Origin of the sequence: Leptospira inadai serovar Lyme str. 10 (genome assembly GCF_000243675.2) — a bacterium.
Classification (GTDB): Bacteria; Spirochaetota; Leptospiria; order Leptospirales; family Leptospiraceae; genus Leptospira_B; species Leptospira_B inadai.
Genome location: NZ_AHMM02000006.1, coordinates 318,469 through 341,612 on the forward strand (window position 1 = coordinate 318,469; position 23,144 = coordinate 341,612).

Annotated in this window: 20 protein-coding genes; 19 read left to right on the top strand and 1 reads right to left on the bottom strand. The window is 46.4% G+C overall.

Annotation, left to right across the window (positions count from 1 at the left end; translation table 11 throughout):
- The first annotated feature begins 1 nt into the window (after nt 1).
- The 6 genes from atpD to LEP1GSC047_RS02185 all read left to right on the top strand — a co-directional run bounded on the left by atpD (nt 2) and on the right by LEP1GSC047_RS02185 (nt 9,455).
- On the top strand, nt 2-1,405 hold the full coding sequence (gene atpD, locus LEP1GSC047_RS02155) for a F0F1 ATP synthase subunit beta (protein ID WP_010412161.1): 1,404 nt from the start codon (nt 2-4) through the stop codon (nt 1,403-1,405).
- Entirely contained in the window at nt 1,405-1,788 is a 384-nt protein-coding gene (gene atpC / locus LEP1GSC047_RS02160; RefSeq protein ID WP_010412158.1) for an ATP synthase F1 subunit epsilon, read from the top strand. Before atpD ends, atpC begins: the two co-directional genes overlap by 1 nt.
- 181 nt (nt 1,789-1,969) lie before the next feature.
- A complete protein-coding gene (locus LEP1GSC047_RS02170; protein WP_010412154.1) occupies nt 1,970-4,714 on the top strand; it encodes a hypothetical protein in 2,745 nt (914 codons plus the stop codon).
- Between the two features lie 5 nt (nt 4,715-4,719).
- Nucleotides 4,720-6,915 carry a GAF domain protein gene (locus LEP1GSC047_RS02175; protein ID WP_020988114.1) on the top strand — a complete coding sequence of 732 codons (2,196 nt, stop codon included), beginning with the start codon at nt 4,720-4,722 and terminating at the stop codon, nt 6,913-6,915.
- Between the two features lie 7 nt (nt 6,916-6,922).
- Nucleotides 6,923-8,347, top strand: coding sequence for an MBOAT family O-acyltransferase (locus LEP1GSC047_RS02180; RefSeq protein WP_010412146.1), 1,425 nt, complete (start codon nt 6,923-6,925; stop codon nt 8,345-8,347).
- Nucleotide 8,348: 1 nt separating this feature from the next.
- Nucleotides 8,349-9,455: a hypothetical protein gene (locus LEP1GSC047_RS02185; RefSeq protein ID WP_020988059.1), complete on the top strand. Its 1,107-nt coding sequence runs from the start codon at nt 8,349-8,351 to the stop codon at nt 9,453-9,455.
- 165 nt (nt 9,456-9,620) lie between these two features.
- On the opposite strand, the gene carA is transcribed toward LEP1GSC047_RS02185, so the two are convergent.
- Nucleotides 9,621-10,730, bottom strand: a complete 1,110-nt coding sequence (gene carA / locus LEP1GSC047_RS02190; RefSeq protein WP_010412140.1) for a glutamine-hydrolyzing carbamoyl-phosphate synthase small subunit — start codon at nt 10,728-10,730, stop codon at nt 9,621-9,623.
- A gap of 179 nt (nt 10,731-10,909) precedes the next feature.
- Here carA and thrS point away from each other — a divergent pair, with 179 nt between their 5' ends.
- From thrS to LEP1GSC047_RS02270, 13 genes are all read left to right on the top strand, one after another.
- The gene (gene thrS, locus LEP1GSC047_RS02195) at nt 10,910-12,871 is read left to right on the top strand and encodes a threonine--tRNA ligase (protein WP_010412136.1); all 1,962 of its coding nucleotides are present in this window, start codon (nt 10,910-10,912) and stop codon (nt 12,869-12,871) included.
- A 999-nt stretch (nt 12,872-13,870) separates the two neighbouring features.
- Complete coding sequence (locus LEP1GSC047_RS02210; RefSeq protein ID WP_010412127.1) at nt 13,871-14,179, top strand: hypothetical protein; 309 nt, start codon at nt 13,871-13,873, stop codon at nt 14,177-14,179.
- Nucleotides 14,172-14,384, top strand: a complete 213-nt coding sequence (locus tag LEP1GSC047_RS02215) for a DUF2283 domain-containing protein (protein WP_010412124.1) — start codon at nt 14,172-14,174, stop codon at nt 14,382-14,384. The genes LEP1GSC047_RS02210 and LEP1GSC047_RS02215 overlap by 8 nt, the downstream gene beginning before the upstream one ends.
- Nucleotides 14,385-14,809: 425 nt before the next feature.
- A complete protein-coding gene (gene infC / locus LEP1GSC047_RS02225) occupies nt 14,810-15,355 on the top strand; it encodes a translation initiation factor IF-3 (RefSeq protein WP_010412119.1) in 546 nt (181 codons plus the stop codon).
- A 34-nt stretch (nt 15,356-15,389) separates the two neighbouring features.
- Nucleotides 15,390-15,593, top strand: coding sequence for a 50S ribosomal protein L35 (rpmI, locus tag LEP1GSC047_RS02230; RefSeq protein WP_010412116.1), 204 nt, complete (start codon nt 15,390-15,392; stop codon nt 15,591-15,593).
- Entirely contained in the window at nt 15,593-15,946 is a 354-nt protein-coding gene (gene rplT, locus LEP1GSC047_RS02235; RefSeq protein WP_010412114.1) for a 50S ribosomal protein L20, read from the top strand. The genes rpmI and rplT overlap by 1 nt, the downstream gene beginning before the upstream one ends.
- Nucleotides 15,947-16,211: 265 nt before the next feature.
- Nucleotides 16,212-16,970 carry a hypothetical protein gene (locus LEP1GSC047_RS02240; protein ID WP_010412111.1) on the top strand — a complete coding sequence of 253 codons (759 nt, stop codon included), beginning with the start codon at nt 16,212-16,214 and terminating at the stop codon, nt 16,968-16,970.
- Nucleotides 16,971-16,976: 6 nt separating this feature from the next.
- Complete coding sequence (locus LEP1GSC047_RS02245; protein WP_010412106.1) at nt 16,977-17,279, top strand: cell division protein ZapA; 303 nt, start codon at nt 16,977-16,979, stop codon at nt 17,277-17,279.
- Nucleotide 17,280: 1 nt separating this feature from the next.
- Entirely contained in the window at nt 17,281-17,868 is a 588-nt protein-coding gene (locus LEP1GSC047_RS02250; RefSeq protein WP_020988103.1) for a 5-formyltetrahydrofolate cyclo-ligase, read from the top strand.
- Nucleotides 17,869-17,980: 112 nt separating this feature from the next.
- On the top strand, nt 17,981-18,475 hold the full coding sequence (locus LEP1GSC047_RS02255; protein ID WP_039933936.1) for a chemotaxis protein CheW: 495 nt from the start codon (nt 17,981-17,983) through the stop codon (nt 18,473-18,475).
- Entirely contained in the window at nt 18,476-21,667 is a 3,192-nt protein-coding gene (locus tag LEP1GSC047_RS02260) for a chemotaxis protein CheW (protein ID WP_010412098.1), read from the top strand.
- A 29-nt stretch (nt 21,668-21,696) separates the two neighbouring features.
- Nucleotides 21,697-22,770: a protein-glutamate methylesterase/protein-glutamine glutaminase gene (locus tag LEP1GSC047_RS02265; protein ID WP_010412094.1), complete on the top strand. Its 1,074-nt coding sequence runs from the start codon at nt 21,697-21,699 to the stop codon at nt 22,768-22,770.
- Nucleotides 22,771-22,774: 4 nt separating this feature from the next.
- Nucleotides 22,775-23,137 (top strand): response regulator, encoded by a 363-nt coding sequence (locus LEP1GSC047_RS02270; protein ID WP_010412092.1) that lies wholly within the window; start codon nt 22,775-22,777, stop codon nt 23,135-23,137.
- The last annotated feature ends 7 nt before the right edge of the window (nt 23,138-23,144 follow it).

Consider the following 23,144-nt stretch of genomic DNA (forward strand, 5'->3'; position numbering starts at 1 on the left):
GATGAGCAAAGGTAAGATCAAACAAATCATCGGGTCGGTTCTGGATATCGAGTTTGAATCCGGGCACCTACCTGAAATTTTTAACGCACTTGAAATTCAATCCTCTGGCGGAGGAAAGAAGGAAAAAATCGTAGCGGAAGTCCAGCAACACATAGGTGGCGCGACGGTTCGCGCGATCGCCCTTTCTTCCACTGACGGATTGATTCGGGGTCAGGAAGTAATCGATACTGGGACTTCAATTTCCGTTCCTGTGGGCGAAGTAACTCTAGGCCGAATTTTCAACGTATTAGGGGAGGCCATCGACGAGGGGCCGGTCGTTCAAGTCAAAGAACGCAAACCGATTCATCGCGCCGCTCCGGGATACGAAGATCTTTCCTCCCGCACCGAAGTCTTTGAAACCGGGATTAAAGTAATCGATCTTCTTGCTCCTTACATCAAGGGAGGAAAGACCGGACTCTTCGGAGGAGCCGGGGTCGGTAAGACCGTTCTTATCCAAGAATTAATCAATAATATCGCGAAACAACACGGAGGTTTTTCCGTGTTCGCGGGAGTCGGGGAAAGAACCCGGGAAGGAAACGACCTTTGGCGCGAGATGAAGGAATCCGGAGTCATAGACAAGACCGTACTTTGTTACGGCCAGATGAACGAACCTCCCGGTGCGCGTCTGAGAGTTGCACTCTCCGCACTTACAATGGCCGAACATTTCCGCGATTCGATCGGAACGGATGTACTATTATTCGTGGATAATATTTTCCGTTTCTCGCAAGCAGGTTCCGAAGTATCCGCTCTTTTAGGAAGGATGCCGTCCGCAGTGGGTTATCAGCCGACTCTATCCACCGAGATGGGTGCTCTCCAAGAAAGGATTACTTCGACCCGAAAAGGATCCATTACGTCGGTTCAGGCCATCTATGTTCCCGCCGACGACTTGACCGACCCGGCTCCTGCAACGGCATTCGCCCACTTGGATGCGACTACGGTTCTTTCCCGCGCAATTTCCGATAAAGGAATCTATCCTGCCGTGGATCCATTGGATTCAACGTCTCGGGTTATGAACGCGGAAGTTTTAGGACAAGAGCATTACGGTGTGGCTCGAGAAGTTCAACGGATTCTACAGCGTTATAAGGATCTTCAGGATATTATCGCCATTTTGGGTATGGACGAACTTTCCGAGGATGACAAGGTTCTTGTGGCTCGTGCCAGAAAAATCGAAAAATTCCTGTCTCAACCATTCCATGTTGCGGAAGTCTTCACAGGATTCCCAGGAAAATATGTCAAATTGGCAGATACGGTCCGTTCTTTCAAAGAAGTGATTTCCGGAAATTACGATCATCTTCCCGAGCAAGCCTTCTATATGGTCGGGACCATCGAAGATGCGATCGAGAAATCCAAAAACCTGAGGGCATAATGGCTAGTCCTAAGCTTACGGTTTCCGTTATTTCTCCGGAAAAGCTTCTCTATACCGGAGATGCCGATAGTCTGATTGTTCCGGGAAGCGAGGGATTCTTCGGAGTCCTTCCGGGACACACATCACTGGTATCCTTACTTGGAATCGGTGTTCTAGAAATCAGGCAAGGAAACAAAACGAAGATCGCGGTGATCGAAGGCGGTTTCTTTGAAATCCGCAATAATAATGTTACGATCTTAACGGATCACGGTAGCTTGAAAGAAGAGATCGATTTAGAAGCCGCCAAAAAAGCCCTGGAAGACGCGGAAGCTCTTCCGCTTTCTCAGGAGAAAAATCTCCTCCTCCAAAAGGCAAAAACCCGAATTTTAGCGGCTTCTCGCTAACTTTTAGGGTCCCCATATTCCGAAAATCAGTATAAGAACTCTTCTTTCCGAAGGCATCGCGGGAAGAAGAAAGAACTCATACGGACTCTCACTCATGAGATGTCTATGAGATAATTTTCGGATTGTATTTCCCTGGAAATTTAGGGATCTTCCGGTATAAGTGTTATATATTGTAGGAAGCATGGCGGACGATTTTAGGATAAATAAAGGAAAGGATCTTCCGGAAGGAAGCGAGGATGAATTTGATCCGAATGAAATGAGTTTGGATGATATAGATTCTCTTCTTTCTTCGGGTGATGATTCTTCGGCCTTTGACTTCGATTCCGTACCGATCACCGAGACTTCGGATCCAGGCGGTTTCGAGGAGCTACTATCGTCTTCCGGAGAAGAGTTTCCTACGGCATTCGGCGATTTAGATCCTGCCCAGGATTTTACCGATAGTGATCTAAGCATTAATTTAAATGAGCTGGATGAGGAAGTCCATCTTGACGAGGATTTCGACTTCGAGCTGACCGATCCGCTGATCGACGCGGAAATAGATCGTCTCCTAGATATCGAAGAGGAGGATGATTCTAACGCTTCGACCAAAACGACGGCGCCGTCCTGGAAAGATGCTGCTGCTACGACTTCCACTGCCACCGATATCGAACCCGAATCGAGTCTGGAAAACGCGTTTTCCGATTTGGGATCCTTGGATTTGGGCGATTTTTCTCAGCCTGGCGAAGTTCCTTCCTCGGCGTTTCACTCCGACGATGAACCGTTCGGGACGGAGGAACACGAAACGGGCCTTGGAGATCTGGAACTGGAGGACGAAACTCCGATTTCTCTTTCCGATGATGAATTACAAGATATTAATGTAGGCGCAAATCTCGCCGACTTCGATATGGAAGAAGAAGAGGCGGAAGACACGGTCGGGCCGGCCGCTCCGCATGCTATCGAGGACGAGTTTCTTTCGGATGATGAAGGCCCGATCTCTCTTTCCGACAACGAACTAGGTGATCTATTAGGAGAAGCCCCGCCGATCATCGAGTCGCATGGAACGGTTGACGACGCTTTTGCCGATATCGGCGGAGATGAGTTTCCCGCCTTCGACTCGACTTCTTCCACATTAGAAGAACCGCATGAAGAAGGGGATATCGCTCTCTCGATCGACGAACTCGACCATTTACTGACCGACGAAGACACCGCCTCCGAAATCGATTTCGGTCCGGATATAATCGCGCCGGAAGAGCCTCAGTCCACGGCGGGATGGGCGGATTTCGAGCCTTCCTCCGAGGAACCGACACCGGTTATTCCGGAGGATTTTTCCTTTGAAGCACCGAAACAAGATTTGTTATCCGAAGAAGATTCCGACGAACCGATCGCTCTCTCGGACGACGAATTAGGCGATTTACTATCTTCGGGATCGGAAGAACCTTCCGCCTCACTCTCTTTAAACGATTTGGAAATTCCGGAAGAAGAAATGGACCTAGCTATGGGCGAACTTGCGGCTTCCGACTTCGATTTCGGAGCCGACTTGGAGGCACCGACCCTTTCGGACGAAGAGGAATCGATATCTCTACCTGTTAACGAATTCGGTGATTTTGCGATTTCGGAAGATGAAAACGATCCGTTCGCGCCTCGAGTGTTGGATGAGGTAGGGGATGAGGATGTAATTCCTGCATCCGACTTTTTAACGGAGGAGGGGGAATCGGAGGAGCCGATTGCTCTTTCCAACGACGAATTGGGAGATTTACTTTCTTCCGGAGAAGAAGAGGCTGCGGAAGTTGCGGTAGAACCGGACTTCGGAGATTTATCATTTTCCGATATCGATGAGGGCCAAGAAACGGAACATCCCACGAAGGAGATGGATCTTCTTTCCGACGAAGAGGCCGACGAACCGATCGCTCTTTCGGACGACGAATTGGGGGACTTACTTTCTTCCGGAGAAGAAGAAGTTGCGGAAGTTGGGGTAGAACCGGACTTCGGAGATCTATCTTTTTCCGATATCGATGAGGGCCAAGAAACGGAACGTCCGATGAAAGAGATGGATCTTCTTTCCGACGAAGAGGCCGACGAACCGATCGCTCTTTCGGATAATGAATTAGGGGATCTATTATCATCCGCGGATGAGACGATGCCGTCCGCAGCGAACGAACCCGATTTCTTCTCAGAAGCCGACGAACCGATTGCCCTTTCCGAAGACGAATTAGGTAATTTGTTATCCGAAGAAGGAAAAGAGGAATCAGCCTCCGAGTTCATGCCGGAGGAAGAAGACGAAGGCGGGCCGATCGCGTTGCCGATCAATGAGTTGGACGAACTCGGAATGTCTTCGGAACCTAAAACCGATTACGATATAGATTGGGACGGACCGGTTGCGGATTTGAACGAATTGTCGGAGATCGAACCGGTTGCCCCTTCCGACTGGGATCTGGGAGAAGAAGCCGACGAACCGATCACTCTTTCGGACGACGAGCTGGGTAATTTACTGGCCGATGAAGAACCGGTGGGTATGGAAGTTGGAGAATTGGACGCATTGCTTTCCGAGCCTCCTCCTGCTTCCGATTTGGATGCGTTAGGCGCTACCGGGGACGAGGCTCTCATTGCGGATTTGAATTTTTCGGAAAAAGAAGGTCATCTCGACAGTATACCGACGATCGAGGCGTTACCACCGGATCCGGAACTGCTTATCGTACTGGATGAATTCGCCGACGAAGGAGAATTATCTCCTATCGAAGAAATTCGTCAGACTGCGGCTCCTGCCAACGAGGGAACTCCTACTGGCGCGGATGCAAGCGAAGTCCAACCCTCTCAAGAAGAGATGAAAAGAATTCTGCTTTATCTCGACGAATTGTTAGGTAATTTACCGGACGATATGATTCGGGAATTCTCTCGTTCCGACTACTTCGAACTTTATAAGAAATTAATGAAACAAATCGGCGTCTGACGACTATGGGTCTTCTAGACAAAGTCAGTCGTATGATTCGTTCCGAGACGGCTGTTCCGGCCGGAGATTCCGGTTTGCCTTCGAAGTCCGCGGCGGTTTCCGAAAAACCCTCCTTATTAAGAAAGTCCATGGCAGCCAGGGCCAAAGGTCTTTTGGAAAAGGCAAAGGAATTCACCGGTAGAAAAGAACCGGAAGAATTCCACTCGGCGTACGGAGACCCGGCGGAATTCGAACCGGCTCCCCTGTCCGCGTCCGCAGAAGACGAATTTTCCTACGATTCCCCCGACGCCGCATCGGAATTCGCTCCGAATTCGGAATTCGAGCCGATAGATGAGGATCGAGAGCCGGACTCGGAACTTCCCGAAATCGATTTTCCGGATTCTACGTTCGAGGATTTGGAGATCGGTTCGGAAAAAGAAGATCCGCTTTTAAATGACGCAGAGTCGTTCGCGCCAAGTCATACCCCCGATACTTCGTTTAACGATTTGCCTTCCTTCGAGCCCGATGAGACGGAAGCGCCCGCAAAGGTTGAACTTGAATCCCCGATTTCCGAACCGGAATCGTTAGGCGAGGCGGACAAAATCGAGGATCCATTCTCGGATTGGATTAAGGACGCTGAGACGCAGGCGGTTAAGGAAGCGAATCGTCCTCATCGTAAAGAGCAGGAGGAAACCGAAAAAGCCGAGTTCCTTTTTGACGACGACTCCGATTATTCCACGTTGCCCATCGATTTACAGATCGCTTCTCGGAAGAAACTTGAAAATTATCTGTCTGTCTTCGAGATCTCGAAAGAAATTGCCGCGTCCAAGGACTTTACTAGTTTTTTTGAAAACCTATCCTATTCGATTTTAGGCCAAATCGGAGCCGAAGCCGTCGTGATTTTCTCTTCTACCAACGGTGATTTTGACGCACTAAGAGTCGTGGACGCGCAAGGATTGGATGCGGATCCGAGCTGGGTATTGGAATCGGGCGATGAAATTTACCAAGCAGTCCGTCGCGCTCCTTCCGTAATTTATGCGAAAGAGATGCTTACGCTGCTCGTTCCTAGGAAGGAAAAGGAAATTTTGGAAAAAACTTCCGCCGAACTTCTAGTGCCGATTCGGAATCACGAGGAATTTTACGGAATCATTCTTCTTACTAAAACGGTTGCCGGCGAAGATTATACGATAGAGGACCTCGAATTTCTTAAGATCGTAGGCGAGATCTCCGGCTCGGTTTTTCGGCGCATTATGGACTCGGAAGCTGTCCATCAGGAAAACGATCATCTAAAGGAAGTTTTAAAAAGTAACGAAAGAATTTTATCGACTGCTCGTGATTTGGCTCAAGTTCGCGATATGGACGAGGCTTACGATCGATTGATCGAAATCCTGAAGAAAGAACTCGGATTGAGAAGATGGACTTTACTTCTTTTGGATCGGATAAACAGAAAAGAATATAAGATTTTTGGAACGAACCTATTGACTCCGGATACGATCGGAAAATTTAGATTAGGATTAGATTCCAATCTAGTCGGGATCGTCGCGAATGTTCCGGGAGTTTTTAGGATCGCAAATTTTAGAAAAAATCCGGAACTGCTCGCTCAATTGACGAACGACGAATTAGGACTGATGCGCGAGTTCGATATTCTCCCGTTTTTAAATTTGAATTGGCTGGTCGGAATGCTAGTCATTCACGAAACGGAATCTCCTTGGACCGATACCGATCGAGAATCCGCGGTCGGTATTTCCGAAATAACGGCCCCCATCCTTTCCAATTTATTGATGTTGGAAGAACGCGACGCCGTGTTCAGAGATCCGTTCAGCCCGGTAGAATCCAAGATTAACGAAGCGATTGCGCGTGCTTCTAAGATCGGAACCCCGTTTAGCCTTACGGTCTTCAAGGTTCAGAATGCGACTCGAGTGGTTAGAATGAAGGGTGCCGGTTATTTTGCCTATTACTGCGAAGAATTAAGAAACGCAATCCGAGAAAATTTGGGAGAGAGTGATTATTGCTATAGGGTCGGACAAGGCAAATATGTCGTAGTATTGGACGGTAAGGACAGAGAGGAGACTCAGATCGTAGTGCGTAAAATTCGGAATCGAATCGTTGAACTAGATCGTCAAAGCAAAGATTTCCAAACTTCGACCGCCAATCAGACCTTATGTTTCCCGGCTGATACGAAGGAAAAAGAACGATTACTTGAACTGATCGAAGAATCGTAATTTTCTTATGCTATTTCACTCCTTGGGATTCTTACTCTTCTTCGGAGTAGTTTATTTCCTATACAATCGCTTTAATACTCGGGGTCAGAATCTTTTACTACTAGTTTCCGGCTTGGCGTTTTACGTTTCCTGGGGTTGGCAGCCGACCTTGATTTTGGTATTTTCGGTTCTCGGAAATTTTCTCGGAGGACTTTGGCTCTCTAAAGCAATCGATTCGCGCAAAAGTTTGGTCGCTGGAATCCTAATCGGATCGAATCTCGCTCTTCTCGGTGTCTTTAAGTATAGTTCCTTCGGCGCCCAAATATGGAACGATCTAGTTTTTATGTTCGGTGGAGAAGGAATTCGGATACCGAAGCTTTTGTTGCCCTTGGGGATTTCCTTTTATACGTTTCATAATATAAGTTATATCGTCGAAATCAGAATCAATCGAATTCGGGCTTCGACCGATCTCGTACAATTTTGCGTTTATGATTTATTTTTTCCGTTGCTTCTGATCGGTCCGATCGAAAGACCGAATTCCCTGCTTCCTCAAATCGCAAATCCTCGCATGATAGAAAACGAGGAAGTCTGGGCCGGGTTATGGCTGTTTTCTTGGGGGATTTTTAAGAAAGTCTTTGTCGGAGACAATCTGCTCTTCTTTGTGGAAAAAGTTCTGCAACCGGGAGTCGTTTGGCCCGACGGAATCGTGTGGTGGTTGGCTTTCGTGATGAGTTTACAATTATACGCCGATTTTTCCGGTTATACGGATGCAGCGAGAGGATTGGCGAGGATGCTAGGTTTTAAACTCACCAATAATTTTAATTTTCCTTATCTCGCCTCGAATCCCACCGAGTTTTGGAAGCGCTGGCATATTTCCTTATCGAGCTGGCTACGAGATTATATATATATTCCCTTAGGCGGAAATCGTTTAGGCCTCGTTCGGCAGATCCTTAATATCATGTTCGTCTGGCTCTTGGGAGGATTATGGCACGGTGCGGCATATGGATTTTTAGTTTGGGGTTTGTTTTGCGGACTCCAGATTTCCTTCTATATAATCGGTGCAAAGACTTTGGGTCGTGCGGAATGGACTTCGAATATCTGGGTCCAAAAAACGAGTCGATTCGTCGGGACCGTTCTGACATGGACTCTGTTTTCGTTCGGTTTAATTCTTTTTAATATTACAAGTCCGAGCGATTGGCTTCCGTATTTCCATAACGCATTTTCCGGTTATTATTGGTCGCTGGAATTGGCGTTCAAGGTCCTCTTTTTCGGAATTCCGTTAATATTCGTGGATATTCTACAAATCAGGGCCGGAGGTTCGGATGAATTTTTTTCCGGTTGGAGCCGGTCCGAATCATTCTTAAAATATTCGGTCATCGCCTTTTTATTCGCGTTATTGTTTATGAGCGCGGGCGTTTTCGAGAAAAAAGTCTTTTTCTATTTCCAGTTTTGATATGAGAGAATTAAGGAAACATAAAATACTTCTTCGGTTGGGGACGTTTCTTTTTTTGCTGATCGTGGCGTCCAATTTTCTTTTCGAATATTTGTTGCCGTTTCAGGAAAAGAACGCTTTTTTGTATGATCTGTTGCGGAAACGCTTCGAAAGGCGGTTGGCTTACGGTGAGATAAAGAACCAGGAACCCACTTGGCTTTTTCTGGGAGATAGCCAGTTGATGAGCGGTATAAATCCCACGGAATTGCAAAGATCCCTAGGGAAAAGGATCCTTTTTTTACCGCGACCTTCGGAACAACCGGAAGGGATCCTGATTCGGATAAAGGAACTTCTTTCGTCAGGATTAAGACCCGAAAGAGTATTCCTGAATGCGAACTACTTCAATACGGCGGATGTGGACATCGTTCCGGCTCATCGTTCCCTCGTGCTGAATTACGATTCTTTTCGTTGGAGCATGTATTGGAATTCTCAGGAGAGAACTTTTTATTTTCGGAATATAGGAGACGCTTTATTTTTCGCTCTGGCAAGAATATTCCCTTTGATGAAATTGAATTCGGCGATTTCTTCGGAAATTCGCACGATTCCTAAGACGGAGCAATTTCCGGAGACGGACCCTAGACTATCGGAAATTTTATCCATAAATCCGATCGAGCGATGGAAGGCGAACCGGGATAAGAATGAACGACTCGTCGCGGAGTTGGAGCGAAACGACGGATTTTTGGAATGGAATAATTCGGAGACGTACACGGGCAAGTGCGTTCCGAACGATTCTCCTCAGGCCTTGCCGGGCCGGGGCTGGGAATCGAATTATAAAAAAATACGTGCTTCCTCGCTTGCGGCCTGGAGGTCGATTTTTAAAATATTACAAAAAGAAAATATTCCTTTCGAGGTGTTGCTGATTCCTTCCCGCCCCGACTTTGTTGTTGCCATCGGAGGAGATAATGCTCTGTCGCAATTCGAAACCGTTTTAAAGGCGGATGGTATTCCGCTTACAAAGCCGGAAGAACCTTTCGAAATCTCCGTTTTTGGAGACTACACTCACCTGAATGCCTGTGGCGTGGAAAAATTCACTCGCTGGTTCAGAAAGCAGAGGACAGAGGACAGATAATTATTTCTATTACCCTGACAACAATTTTTTTAAAAACGATTTATGTTGGAACTCCTACACCGAGAAAGAAGGGCCGAGGAAAGATCCACTGTTAGCATAAGAATTTTTCTCTATAGCATGGAAACCCGGCTCGCCAATGTTCTGTCTTCCGTCCTCAGTCTTCCGCTATAGTATGCTAGTCAGTTTTAATCCGTTTTTTGTGGAGTCCACTAAGTCATAGAACTTCTTGAACAAATACCTACTATCATTCGGTCCGGGGGCGCTTTCAGGGTGGTACTGTACGGAGAGCAAAGGATAGCCGGATTTTAAAATCCCTTCGACCGTTTCGTCATTCAGATTTACGAAAGATACCGGTTCTTTTTCCGAGGATTTTGCGACCACTGCGAAGCCGTGATTTTGAGAGGTGATTTCCACTCTGCCGGTCGCCATATTCTTGACCGGCTGGTTTCCGCCTCTATGACCGAATTTCATTTTTTCGGTCTTCTTGCCCATGGCTAGACCGATGATTTGATGGCCTAGGCAAATTCCGAAGAGTGGATATCCTTTTTCCAAAATAGCTCTCGTGGATTCGATGGCATAGGTACATGCGGCAGGGTCTCCGGGGCCGTTGGACAAGAAGAATGCATCGACCCCGTCTTTCATAATTTCGTCGGCAGAAGTTTCCGCCGGATAGACGGTGACTGCGAATCCTGCCGCATCTAAAAGCCGAAGAATATTGGTTTTTACCCCGTAATCGTAGACTGCGAGCTTGTATTTCTTCCCTTCTATGGTCCCGAATTCGTATTTATGATTGGTGCTGACTATTTTTGCGAGATCCGAGTTTGCAATTCCCGGAAACCTCTTCACTTTCTCCAAAAAGGAATTCGAATACTCTTCGGCTACGAAGATGCCTCCGTTAGGCGCGCCGTTCGTACGGATAAAGCGAGTTAATTTCCGGGTGTCTATTCCTTGAATCCCGGGAATTTTATATTCTTTCAGAAATTGTGAGAGAGTTTTTTCGGATTTGAAGTTAGAAGGGCGATCCACATACTCTTTCACGATCATCCCGCTTGCTTGGATCTTAGAAGATTCCATGTATTCCGGACTGATGCCGTAATTTCCGATCATGGGGTAGGTGAGCGTTATAATTTGATCGGCGTAAGACGGATCCGTTAAAATTTCTTGGTATCCTGCCAATGACGTATTGAAGACGATTTCCCCGACAGATTGGGTCTCGTAGCCGAAGGACTCGCCTTCGTATACGTCCCCGTTTTCCAAAACCAAGAACGCTTTCATATACGGACAGGGTTGTCCGGCGTAGATAGGGGTCAATCGAGAAATAGAGAATAGGAAGTAGGCTTCGATTCCGATTCGATCTTAGGAGGATAGGGCGAGCGGGATGACCTTATGCGTTCTAAATGGTTGAGGAAAAACCCCGCCTTTGGCGTCATGGAACAAGGGCTGGGTAAAGAACTGTGGAAGTTAGCAATAAGATCGTAAAATTCGTTCTGCCTGACGGCAGCCAGAAAGAGGCCTCAATCGGTTCCACGTATAAGGAATTTATAGAATCGAATCTCCCATTTTTAAAGAATAAGGCCTTGGCAGTTCGTTTAAACGGAACCCGGGTTCTGGATTTAAGCCGTACCATCGATACGGATGCAAGACTGGAAGTACTCACGTTTCAAGATAAGGAAGGTTGGGAAACCTTTCAACATTCCGCCGCTCACTTACTCGGGATGGCAGTGCAAAACCTATATAAGGATGCAAAGCTAACGGTCGGTCCCGTGATCGAAAACGGGCCGGGTTTCTTTTACTATGATATAGATTTCGGAGATTCGGTAATTACTCCGGAAGACTTTCCTAAGATAGAAGTCGAGATGAAAAAAATCGTGGAAAGCGATTACGAAGTATTTCGTAAAGTCTTGGATAAGGAAGAAGCCGTTTCCGTTTTTAAGAAGATGGGCGAAAATTATAAGATCGAGATTATCGGTCAAATTCCCGACGAACAAGTTTCCATCTACGGAATGGGGGAATGGTTCGATCTTTGTCGCGGCCCGCATATCCCTCGTTCCGGTTTTCTAAAGGCGTTTAAGTTGACCGCTCTTTCCGGGGCGTATTGGAAAGCGAATAAAGAAAATCGAATGTTGACCCGTATTTACGGAGTCGCATTTCCTTCCAAAAAGGAATTGGACGAATACCTCTTCCGATTGGAAGAGGCCAAGAAGAGGGATCACCGCAAGCTCGGGAAGGAATTGGATCTCTTCTCGTTTCAACCCGAGGCACCGGGATTTCCGTTTTGGCATCCTAAAGGAACGATCCTCTGGAATTCGCTGGCGGACTATATTCGAAAAGAATGCGCTAAGCGAGGATACCAGGAGATAAAGACCCCCGCCGTTCTATCCTCGGAGCTATGGCGTAAAAGCGGCCACTGGGATAATTTCTACGAAAATATGTATTTCGTATCGATTGATGAAGAGGAATTCGCCATCAAGCCGATGAACTGTCCCGGCTGCAGTCTGATTTACAGGCATCATTTACATTCTTATCGCGAGCTTCCGCTTCGATTCGCGGAACTCGGCAGCGTGCACCGCCATGAACTTCATGGAGTTTTGCACGGACTCTTTAGGGTACGAGCATTTACTCAGGATGACGCTCATATTTACACTCCGCTTGATTTTATGGAATCGGAAGTCGTGGACATCATCGACTTTACGTTTCATGTATATAGAAAATTCGGATTTACTGAATTTAAAACATATATCGCGACCCGCCCCGAGAAATCTCAGGGCAAAGACGAGGATTGGGAATTCTCCACGAATGCTCTCAGGCAGGCTTTGGATAAGAAAGGAATTCCTTTCGAAATTAAAGAAGGCGAGGGCGCCTTTTATGGACCGAAGATCGAATTCAATATTAAGGATTCTATCGGAAGAATGTGGCAATGCGGAACGATCCAAATCGATTTTTCCATGCCTGATCGTTTCGAGTTGGATTATACCGATTCGGACGGATCAAAAAAACGTCCAGTGATGATTCATAGGGCCATTTACGGATCTTTGGAACGATTCATCGGAATTTTAACGGAACACTTCGAAGGGAAATTCCCTCTTTGGGTCTCTCCGAACCAAATTCGAATCCTAACCGTGACCGATACGGTTCAGCCGTACGGACAAGAAGTCTTAAAGAATTTAATAGACCTGGGCTTTAGAGTCGAAGCGGATTTTCGTAACGAAAAAATCGGATCTAAAATTCGGGATTCTATATTAAAAAAAGCTAATTATATACTCGTCTTGGGCGAAAAGGAAAAAGAGTCGGGTACTGTAGCGGTTCGGAAGAGGGGATCGGAGGAGACGATCAGCCTTTCCTTTGCAGAATTTGTAATGCAGTTGGAGTCTGAGATTCAGAGGACAGAGGACAGAGGACAGAGGACAGAACATTGATGAGCGGAGATTCCATGTTCTGGAGAAAGATTCCTGTGGTTACAGGGGATTTTTCCCTACTCCTGTAACTTTTCCGACATCGGGCAGCTACTGTCTAGCGTGAGCAAAGCGAATGCATCTGTCTTTCAGAGGACAGAAGACAGAGGACTGAGGACAGAACATTGGTGATCGGAGATTCCACGTACTATAGAAAGATTTTTATGCTAAGAGTGGATTTTCCTCCTTCCTCTATTACTTTCCTAACATCTAGCAGCTACTGTCTTCAGGTGCGCCAGGCAAAGTCTGGGATTTCCAATGGAGGGAAGGCCTCCATCCTGCTCCTTGTTCATTCGGCAGGTAGCGAAAAGAGCCTTTGTAACGGTAACGGAACAAAGGAAGCCTCTCGTAGCAAAGAAATGAGCCATAGCGAAAGCGAACCAATGCTTGAAGCCTCGTAACAGAAATAAGTGGTATTAGCCAGTCTCTCTGATAAGATGAAGCTTGGAATCGACAAGGTAGAAATGAACAAATGCACTTGTCGGAATACTCGGGGTAAAGTTGGATAGCGCGTTTCGAAGGAAACCCCAGGAACCTGGGAGATCCTTATTTGTGCTTAAATGCAACAAGTGTAGAGAACGAATAATTTACATTTGGCGAATAAGGAAGTCGGAAGAACTCATAGTAGCGAAGAACTGGGGTAATGCTCAGGGAGCGAAGGGGTTCTTATAGAGAATGCTTAGAAATTAAAGGAGTAAGACCGCTTGATGGAAACATCGACTACGGAAATAGATAAGAACCCATTGAATCATGATGGCTTATCGGAAAAACTAACTCAATTAAGATCCAAGCTCTACCAAAAAGCGAAAGCAATGAGGTACAGTCTCTTAAAAGAGCCGAATGCGGGAAATCTGCACGTTCGGTTCGTTGAGGGGGATGGAAGTCTAACAGACTTCCATCTCTACTCTACTCCTCCGGAAAAGAAGGGATGCAAAGCATTCATAATCTTTTAATCTCGGCGAAATGAATCTTGTAGAAGATGTGTTCAAAAGAAATATTCGAATTACTTTAGAGCGTAGAAGGCATTTTGAAGAAGATCATCCCGAGATGTTCGGGCAGGGTGAAAAAATTGCAGAGTGTTTGTCACAGCCGGACCAGGTGAGAATATCCAAGGCAGATTCGAGCGTTGAGCTTTTTTATAAACTTTTCGAGGCAACTCCGGTAGGTAGAAAATATCTTTGTGCGGTAATAAAGAATCACGGAGACGATTTATTTCTTGTCACAGCATACTTTACCGATAAGGTCAAGGAAGGGGCCGTTTTGTATGGATAGAGAGATCAAGATATATTTCGATAAAGACTCGGATTATTTAGAGGTTCTTTTTGAAAAGAAAGAAGGTTATTTCAAAGAAACGGAGAACGATGCAGTAATGGAAAAAGTCGATGCTTCAGGAAATGTCATTGGTTTTTCCATCCTGAAGGTGAGTGCTTTTCAGGCCGAGCCCGTATCGGTCCTGCTTCGAAGTGGAGTTGCGTGATGTTCAGAGGACAGAGGACAGAGGACAGAGGACAGAGGACAGAGGTCAGAGGACAGAACATTGATGAGCGGAGATTCCATGTTCTGGAGAAAGATTCCTGTGTACAGGGGATTTTTCCCTACTCCTGTAACTTTTCCAACATCGAGCAGCTACTGTCTTCTGAAAGCGCCAGGGATGTGCAGGGCTTTAGTCCCGCATGGCTAATATTCGGAATTCTTTATTTCCCAGGATTTCCATGCGGGATGAGGCGAATAGCCGAACCCGAAACAGCCCGGTCCCTGCGAATGCAGGGAGGCGCCCTTAGATTCCTTTGCATATCTCCTAAATTCTACTTGATGAGAGGCCCAGTCTTCCCTTATGCTGGGAGAAAATCGCTTGAATGCAGGCCCAAGAGCCAAAAAATTGGAAAAATAGCCGGAGACTGAATGCAGAGGAAGCCCCAACCTAAACCCACGGATAAACTGTTTAGCCATAGAATTAATGAAAAAATTACTGGGGTTGCCCAAGTAAGATTGGTCACAGATGACGGTGTGATGATCGTCGGCTTTGAAGAAGCCCTCCGGAAGGCGAAGGAAGAAAACCTGGACTTGGTAGAAGTATCCGGGGACCAGGAAATTCACGTTTGCAAGCTGATCGATTACGGTAAATACAAGTTCGAGCTACTTAAAAAAAGCAAAGAAGCGAAGAAGAAGCAACACGTAATCAATGTAAAAGAAGTAAAGATTCGCCCTCGGATCGATCAGCATGATTATGAGATTAAAAAGCGCCACGCAGTCGAATTCCTTCAAAAAGGGGACAAGGTGAAAGTGAGCCTCCGCTTCCGGGGCCGAGAAATGATGCACTCGGAATTAGGGATGAACGTAGTCAATCGAATGGTTGAAGACTTAAAAGGTCATGGTACGCCTGAACGGGAACCGGTGTTAGACGGACGCCAAATCGTCGTCGTGATCACCCCCGCCGTCGCGAAATAGTGAGCAGGAACTTAGGAGTTATTGAGGTAGGAAAATGCCCAAGCTGAAGACAAACAGGGCCGCAGCAAAACGGTTCAAGTTTTCCAAAAATAATAAGATTAAACGGAAGAGCATGAATACCCGTCACATTCTTACCAAAAAAGGACCTAAAAGACGCCGTCGTCTCCGGGGAATGACTTTGGTCGTGGATGCCGATTGGAAATCAATCGTTAGATTAATGCCTTACGGAGTGCGCTAATGCCAAGAGCTACAAACGGAACCATTCATAAGAACCGTCGCAAAAAAATCCTGAAGCAAGCTAAGGGATTTAGAGGCGCTCGTTCTAAGCTTTATAGAACCGCTAAATCTGCCGTAATGAAAGCCGGTCAGTGGGCATACCGCGATCGCCGTGCAAAAAAACGTGATTTCCGCAAATTATGGATTATTCGTATCAATGCTGCAGCGCGGGAAGCAGGACTTTCCTATTCACAATTCATGTATGGCTTGAAAAAAGCTAACATCGATTTAGATAGAAAAGCGTTGGCTGAACTTGCTTTTAGCGATAAAGAGACGTTCAACGCTCTGGTCGAAAAAATCAAAGTCGCCGTTTAATTCAAACCGTCGAATTTTCTCTCTCCTCCGATGGGGAGGGGAAGCGCCGAAAAAACCTTGTTTTTTGGTAAGAAATCAAAAAAGGGCCCGGATTCTCCCGGGCTCTCTTTGTTTTTCTAAAAAAAGGTTTTTCTCTTTTGCCGAAAATAGAAAAATAGGATGGATTTCGCCGATTTAGCGGTCCAAAAAGATTCAGGTCGTTCTTAAGGAATGACCTTTATGCGTCCTATTATAAATCACATACCGGAAGGATGAGGTTCTCATTATGCTAACAATGGAGACTATCGAAGAACTCGAAAGTAAGGTCATTAAGGCTCTCGAACTGATTAGCGATCTTCGGGCCGAAAACGGCCGGTTAGAATCGGAAAACGAAACTCTCCGTGCGGAAAATGACCAGATGAAACTGGCCATGGAGGAAAAGGAGAAAGAGCTGGCTTCTCTCCGCGAGCAACTCCAAAAGACCACGAAAGAACTCGAGGAGATGAAAGAGAGGGAGCGGGCACTCGAAGGGAAAATCAATCAACTTCTCGGGCGTTTGGATGGTCTGCCGGCTTCACCCGTGAGTGCATCAAGTTCTAACGCGTCTTCCCCATCTTCGCCGCCTATGGATAGTTCTTCCGCCCCTTCCGCTAGTTCGGCTCCTGCTACGGCTGCCGCTTTCGCCGGGGGTTCCGCAGTTCCTTCCGCTAGTTCTATTCCGATTCCTTCAGTGGTTGCCGATTCATCCGAAGAGGATTTCAACGAGGACGATGAAATTATCCTTCTGGACGACGAAGACGACGATATCGCGGTAATTTCCGAATCGCCCGAAGATAGTTCGGGAGGGGATGATGAGATCATCATAACCGACGAGCCTATCGACGATTTTAGCCCGGTGTCTGCGGACGATGATGACATCATCATTGAAGATGATGACGATGCGATCAGCGTGTTCGACGCGGATGAAGACGATGATTTTCTCGTCATAGAAGACGAACCGAAAGATCATAAAGATCATAAAGATCACAAAGATACCAAGCCCTAGCTAGCGATGAGCGAAAAGATTACGACACGCATCTTAGGGGACGAGTATACGATCGTCGGGGATGCGGATCCGGAATATATCAAACAATTGGCGGAAGTCGTCGATCGTAAGATCCGGGAACTCAGTTTGGGGATGCCTTCTTCCTCAAAGCTGAAGTTAGCGGTCCTAGCCGCCTTGAATTTTGCGGACGAACTGGAGCAATTAAAAAATGCCCGACCCTCTTCTTCCGGGCCATCTTCCCCCGAGGCCGAAGAAAAAACGCGAAAACTGATTACCCTTTTGGAAGAAGGTCTCATAGGGGACCTTTAATTTGCTATCGAAACGAGAAGCGAGAAGGATCAGTAAGGACTCCGTTCTACGTCTTTCCGATCGCGCTAAAAAAGAGAATCGAATCCGAGAGTGTTTGCGCGAAATGATTCTTCATTCTTTGGAGAAAAGGACTTCCCTTAGGATCATTTCCTATGTCGCCGACGAATACGAAATCGATCCGGTTTCCTTCGCAGAATCACGATTGCTAAGCGAACAGGGCGCCTCTTTCTTTTTTCCCAAGGTCCAAAACCGGGATTTGGTATTTATAAAACCGGAGAGATTCGAAACCGGTGCGTTTAACATTCAGGAGCCCGTTGGGAAAGAAATAATTTCTCCGCAGGAGGCCGATTTGATCCTAGTGCCCGCCCTGGCCTGGTCGTTTGAGGGAGCGCGATTGGGGAGGGGGAAAGGGTTTTATGATCACGCGCTTTCCGGGGTTCCACAAGCGAGTCTGATCGGCCTAACATTCGAATCTCTGTTTCCCTGCGAATTTTTGGCGGAAGAGCACGACATTCGAGCTGGGATCATTCTTACTGATAAAAAAAACCATTGCTTTCCAAAGAAAAACGATGAAAATTCAGTCCGATAAATTGAAAATCTGAGAATTCAGCGCTTCCGAAATCCGATTGTATATGGGGGCCGTTGATTCACCGGGAAGGAGTTTTTACTTTTTTTCGGAAATTTACCTACGTGGAGGACCGGTGAGAGCCATCGAAAAATTGAATCCCGCTGAAGACGTTCAAGCCGGTAAAGAACTAGAAGGGTTGAAGGAATTCCTGACCTTCGAAGTGGATAAGGAACTTTTCGGAATCGATATCCTGCACATTCATGAAATCTTAAAACCGGTTCCTATTACCCGCATTCCGAATGTGGAAGGTTTCATTCTTGGAGTGATTAATTTGCGCGGTGAAATCATTCCGATTATGGATTTAAAGGAGCTGTTCGGTCTTGGATTTTGCGATATCCTGCCTTCCACGAGAATCATCGTAGTCGTTAACGGCGAAAAGCGAGGCGGCTTGTTGGTCGATTCCGTAAAGCAAGTAGTCAAGATTCATCGGGATAAAATCAGCGAGGCCGGCGCGGAATTGAGCGTAAGCTACAGTGAATTGATCGAATCCGTAAGCCAATATGAAGAAACTCTGGTTCTTAATTTGAATCTCTCCAAGCTAATCGACTTTACTGCGGAGGAAAACTAAGTGGCCGGAGTATTAGGAGAATACACCGAACTTTTTCTGGAAGAATCGGAAGACCAGATCGAAGAACTAAATGCCAATTTATTAAAATTGGAAAAAGACCAGTCCGATCCGGCGACGATCAACGACATCTTTCGAGCCGCGCATTCCCTTAAAAGTTCGGCAGCCTTCGTAGGGTTATATAATCTCTCGGACTTGGCTCATAAAATGGAGAACCTTCTCCAAAGTATTCGAGACGGAAAACTCGCCGTAAAACTTTCTCTCGTAAATCTATTATTTCAATGTTTTGATCTTATCAAGAACGTAATCGTCAACGTCTCTCAAGGGAAGAAAGTCGACACGCCTTATACGGATATGATCCGTAGATTGGAAGCGTATGAAAACGATCCCGGAGCGGCCCAAGAAGCCCGAGGGAAGTCGGAATCTCCCGCGAGTACGGCTTCGGAGGAAAAGAATCAACAATCGCATTCCTCGAATTCGTCGCATCTGGAACTGGACGGAGACGATCAGAAAGAATTGGAAGAGATACTTCGGGCAAACGGGGGAAGTTTTTGGATTCTCAAGGTCGGCTTAAAGTCGGACGCTCCGATGAAAAGTCTGCGCTATTCTCTTATTCTTCAGAATTTAAAATCCATCGGAACCATCTACAGAACCAATCCTAACTTGGAGGAATTGGAAAAAGGAACGGAGGCCATAGTCCTGACGATTCTCATCCTGAGTCAGAAAGCTCAGGAAGACTTGACCAAGGCCGCCAATGTGGATATGGTCGAGACCCTTACCATAGAGGAATTTCATCCTAATTCTCAGCTCGGTTATACCGCCGATTCGAATGCGATCACTTCTTTTCAACTGGACGAGGAGGAAAAAGCCGGTGAGGCGAAAATCACATTAAAGAGTATTAAAGTTTCCTCCGATAAACTGGATCAACTCATGAATAACGTCGGGGAATTGGTGATCACCAATTCCGGCTTTCAGAAGATTTATGACGATTTATTACGGACCTTCGGAGAGGATCAACTCTTCAACGAACTAAAAGGGCGAATCGATTTAATCAATCGAATTTCCAAGGAACTGCAATCCGGAATCATGAATATCCGGATGGTTCCTATTTCGACGGTTTTCCGTCGCTTCTCGCGTCTTGTGCGCGACCTCTCACTCGAGACGGGAAAAAAAGTGGACCTGATTCTTAATGGAGAATCCACCGAACTGGACAAGAAAGTGATCGATGCGTTAGGAGAGCCGCTACTGCATCTGATTCGCAATTCGGTCGACCATGGAATCGAATCTCCGGAAGAAAGAAAACGTATCGGAAAACCGGAAATAGGAATCGTAGAGTTGAACGCCTACCAGGGCGGCAGCAATATCATGGTGGAAATTCGAGACGACGGAAAGGGGCTCGACGTGGAACGAATTCGTCGTAAGGCCGTCGAAAAGGGATTGGTTTCGGAGGCGGACGCTGCGGGTCTTTCGGAAAACGACGTTTATCAATTTATCTTTGCCCCGGGATTTTCCACGGCGGATAAGATTACGGACATCTCCGGTCGCGGAGTCGGAATGAATGTCGTAAATAATTTAATTCAGGAATTTAAGGGAAAAATCCTGATCCAATCACAGAAAGGTCACGGAACTTCTTTCGTATTATCCTTTCCGCAGGCTTTGGCGATTATCCCTTCCATTTTAATCATGATGGAAGAGGAAGTTTATGCGTTCCCGTTATCCGAAGTGAACGAAACGATCAAGGTCAGTAACGAACAGATCACCACTTTGGAAGGGAACGAAATCATCAATCTTCGGGGAGAAGTTTTGCCGATCTATCGATTGAATCGGATACTCGGATTACAGGATAAAACGGATAGGGAAGAATCCCCCGTCGTAATAGTTCAATTCAAGGGAAGAAAACTGGGCTTCATGGTGGATGAGTTAGTCGGAAAACATGAAACGGTTATCAAGTCCTTGGAGAAGAACTTCAAAAATATCAAAGGACTCACCGGTGCTTCCATCATGGGAGACGGTACCATTATTATGGTTCTCGATATTCCAGGATTAGTCGAGATAGCTTCTTATCTGGACGAAACCGGCAGGTACATCAACTATCATTTGGAGACGATGAAGAGAATCAGTACGATCCGAACGATTGAAACCGAAGAGGAGATGTACGTTCAAAAAACTTCCAATCCTACGAACGTATACAATCATAAACTGCACGAGATTACGACTCGCGAAAGAGCGAAACGGAAGAAGACCGAAAGCAAAAAGGCAGATGATTCCGGAAAGATCGTCGCCGGGAAAGAGGATCTGCATCGGGAAGGTGCGGGAAAAACCGAAGGCGCGTTCTCCGTCGAACTCAAAGTCAGCGAGGATCGTCTTTTACCCGATGGAAGTAAGACGGCGGAACCTTCCGCCCCGTCCGTTTCGAATACTGCTGTCATGGATAAGACCGCCCCCTCCGCTTCTAAATTCGGAATGGAGGACAAATACAGATCCCATATTTCGGAACTCATCTCGGATTCGGTTACCACCGACGAGGAAAAGAAGAGAGCCGAACATATCATCGAGGGCTTTATAGAACAAAAAAAACAAAGGATGATGTCCGTTTCACATTCCAAGGATTTTACGGGAAATTTAACGAGAGAGCAGATTAAAAAAATCGAAGCAGTCGTAAATACCGGGATGATGAATGCCGGGATGGTCTTATCCCAAATTCTAGATCGAAATGTGGATCTCTTTATTCCAGAAATTCTAATGAACGATAAGGAAGGTTTGGCTTCCGAAATTAGATTTTCCGACGATAAATTCTACGGGATGAAGGTTCGGATGAACGGGGATCTGAACGGAAATCTTTTGATGATGTTTTCCAGAGAGAACGCTAAGAATCTCGCCAAAGAACTTTTGGATACGGTCTCTCCGGGCGATAATCTGGACGACGACACTAAGAGCGTTTTATCCGAAATTTCGAATATCGTCTGTGCCTCCGTTCTAAATTCCATTTCCAATAAGGCTAAAGTAAGCGTTATGCCTGCCGTTCCGGAGTTGGTGGAAGGAACGTTTTTAGAGGTCTTGGATGCGGTTAAACCCGAACGAACGAAATTTTTGAGTATGCTAACCGAATTCAATCATGAAGGAAATAACTTGCTCGGCGTTCTTTTGTTCCTTCCGGATTTCGATGAGCTAATGGCACTCATTCCTAAGTTCTAAACCGAACGGTTTTCGAAGGCTGATAAAGAATGAATTCCAATACACCCATACGAGTCGTGATCATCGACGATTCCCTCCTAGTACGGAATATTATTTCTGATCAGATCCAAAAGGATGAAAAAATCCAAGTGATAGCGACCGGAAAGACCGGCTTGGATTGCATCGAATTAACGGAAAAATTGAAGCCCGATCTCGTAATACTGGATGTCGAAATGCCGGTGTTGGACGGACTGTCTGCCCTCCAAGAATTGCAGAAACGAAAACTCGGAATACCGGTGATGATGCTTTCGGTATTGACCCAGCACGGCGCTGAAGCCACGTTTAAGGCTTTGGAATACGGGGCGATCGATTTTATTCCGAAACCTTCCAGCTCGAGTCAATTCAATCCCGAGGAGTTGGGAGCGGTCTTACGCCATAGAATTCTTTCCTATTTCGAAAGCGTGCGTACGATTCTACCTATCGTCGATCCGCATCGACTTTCGGATTCGTTAAAGGCTAGGTTTTCTAAGGGCGAAACGAAGGCGATTGAGGCGGTTTGTATCGGTACTTCCACCGGCGGGCCAAAAGCTCTGCAAACCGTTTTTTCCGATTTTCCGGAAGGATTTCGCTTACCGATTTTCGTCGTACAACATATGCCCGTTGGATTTACTAAAGCATTCGCTTCACGTTTAAATGATAACTCGAAAATCCGGGTAAAAGAAGCGGAAGACGGCGAACCCGTGGAAGCCGGTGTCGGCTATGTTGCACCGGGCGACGCTCATCTTCGCATTGAAACTAGAGCAGGCCGGAAATGGATTGCATTAGGCAAGGAAGCCCTTGTAAATGGACACAGGCCCTCCGTCGAAGTTCTTTTTGACAGCGCAATCCAAGAATACGGTAGCGCCTTGATCGGTGTGATAATGACCGGTATGGGAAAGGATGGGGCCGCTGCGACTCTTCGAATGAGAGAAACCGGAGCGGCTACGATCGCCCAAGACGAGGCAAGTTCGGTGATTTTCGGAATGAACCGCCAAGCCATTGAAATGGGCGGGGTTCAATTCGTAGAACCGGTTAGCGCAATTACAACTAGGATACTTTCTATTCTTAAAGAAAGGGGAAATTAAAAATATGGCCAGAATTCTCGTAGTGGACGACGCAAAGTTTATGAGGACCATGGTGAAAGATGCCTTGGTAGCGGGAGGCCACGAAATCGTAGGTGAAGCCGAAAACGGTAATATCGCCGTCGATCAGTATAAGGCGATAAAGCCGGATCTCGTAACCATGGATATCACCATGAGAGAAAAGGACGGTATCGAAGCCGCCCAAGAAATTTTTAAAATAGATCCGAAGGCACGAATCATTATGGTTACCGCATTAGGTCAGGAAGAACTTCTTGCCAAAGCGATTAAGATGGGTGTCAAGGATTTCGTCGTTAAGCCCTTCTCTCCGGAGAGGTTGCAACAAGCGGCAGACAAAGCTTTAAATTCATAAAGGTTTT

What these genes read in the sequence shown, in the direction of transcription:
- atpD (WP_010412161.1), top strand. Translation starts at nt 2, where the DNA reads ATGAGCAAAGGTAAGATCAAACAAATCATCGGGTCGGTTCTGGATATC.
- atpC (WP_010412158.1), top strand. Translation starts at nt 1,405, where the DNA reads ATGGCTAGTCCTAAGCTTACGGTTTCCGTTATTTCTCCGGAAAAGCTT.
- LEP1GSC047_RS02170 (WP_010412154.1), top strand. Translation starts at nt 1,970, where the DNA reads ATGGCGGACGATTTTAGGATAAATAAAGGAAAGGATCTTCCGGAAGGA.
- LEP1GSC047_RS02175 (WP_020988114.1), top strand. Translation starts at nt 4,720, where the DNA reads ATGGGTCTTCTAGACAAAGTCAGTCGTATGATTCGTTCCGAGACGGCT.
- LEP1GSC047_RS02180 (WP_010412146.1), top strand. Translation starts at nt 6,923, where the DNA reads ATGCTATTTCACTCCTTGGGATTCTTACTCTTCTTCGGAGTAGTTTAT.
- LEP1GSC047_RS02185 (WP_020988059.1), top strand. Translation starts at nt 8,349, where the DNA reads ATGAGAGAATTAAGGAAACATAAAATACTTCTTCGGTTGGGGACGTTT.
- carA (WP_010412140.1), bottom strand. Translation starts at nt 10,730, where the DNA reads ATGAAAGCGTTCTTGGTTTTGGAAAACGGGGACGTATACGAAGGCGAG.
- LEP1GSC047_RS02210 (WP_010412127.1), top strand. Translation starts at nt 13,871, where the DNA reads ATGAATCTTGTAGAAGATGTGTTCAAAAGAAATATTCGAATTACTTTA.
- LEP1GSC047_RS02215 (WP_010412124.1), top strand. Translation starts at nt 14,172, where the DNA reads ATGGATAGAGAGATCAAGATATATTTCGATAAAGACTCGGATTATTTA.
- infC (WP_010412119.1), top strand. Translation starts at nt 14,810, where the DNA reads ATGCAGAGGAAGCCCCAACCTAAACCCACGGATAAACTGTTTAGCCAT.
- rpmI (WP_010412116.1), top strand. Translation starts at nt 15,390, where the DNA reads ATGCCCAAGCTGAAGACAAACAGGGCCGCAGCAAAACGGTTCAAGTTT.
- rplT (WP_010412114.1), top strand. Translation starts at nt 15,593, where the DNA reads ATGCCAAGAGCTACAAACGGAACCATTCATAAGAACCGTCGCAAAAAA.
- LEP1GSC047_RS02240 (WP_010412111.1), top strand. Translation starts at nt 16,212, where the DNA reads ATGCTAACAATGGAGACTATCGAAGAACTCGAAAGTAAGGTCATTAAG.
- LEP1GSC047_RS02245 (WP_010412106.1), top strand. Translation starts at nt 16,977, where the DNA reads ATGAGCGAAAAGATTACGACACGCATCTTAGGGGACGAGTATACGATC.
- LEP1GSC047_RS02265 (WP_010412094.1), top strand. Translation starts at nt 21,697, where the DNA reads ATGAATTCCAATACACCCATACGAGTCGTGATCATCGACGATTCCCTC.
- LEP1GSC047_RS02270 (WP_010412092.1), top strand. Translation starts at nt 22,775, where the DNA reads ATGGCCAGAATTCTCGTAGTGGACGACGCAAAGTTTATGAGGACCATG.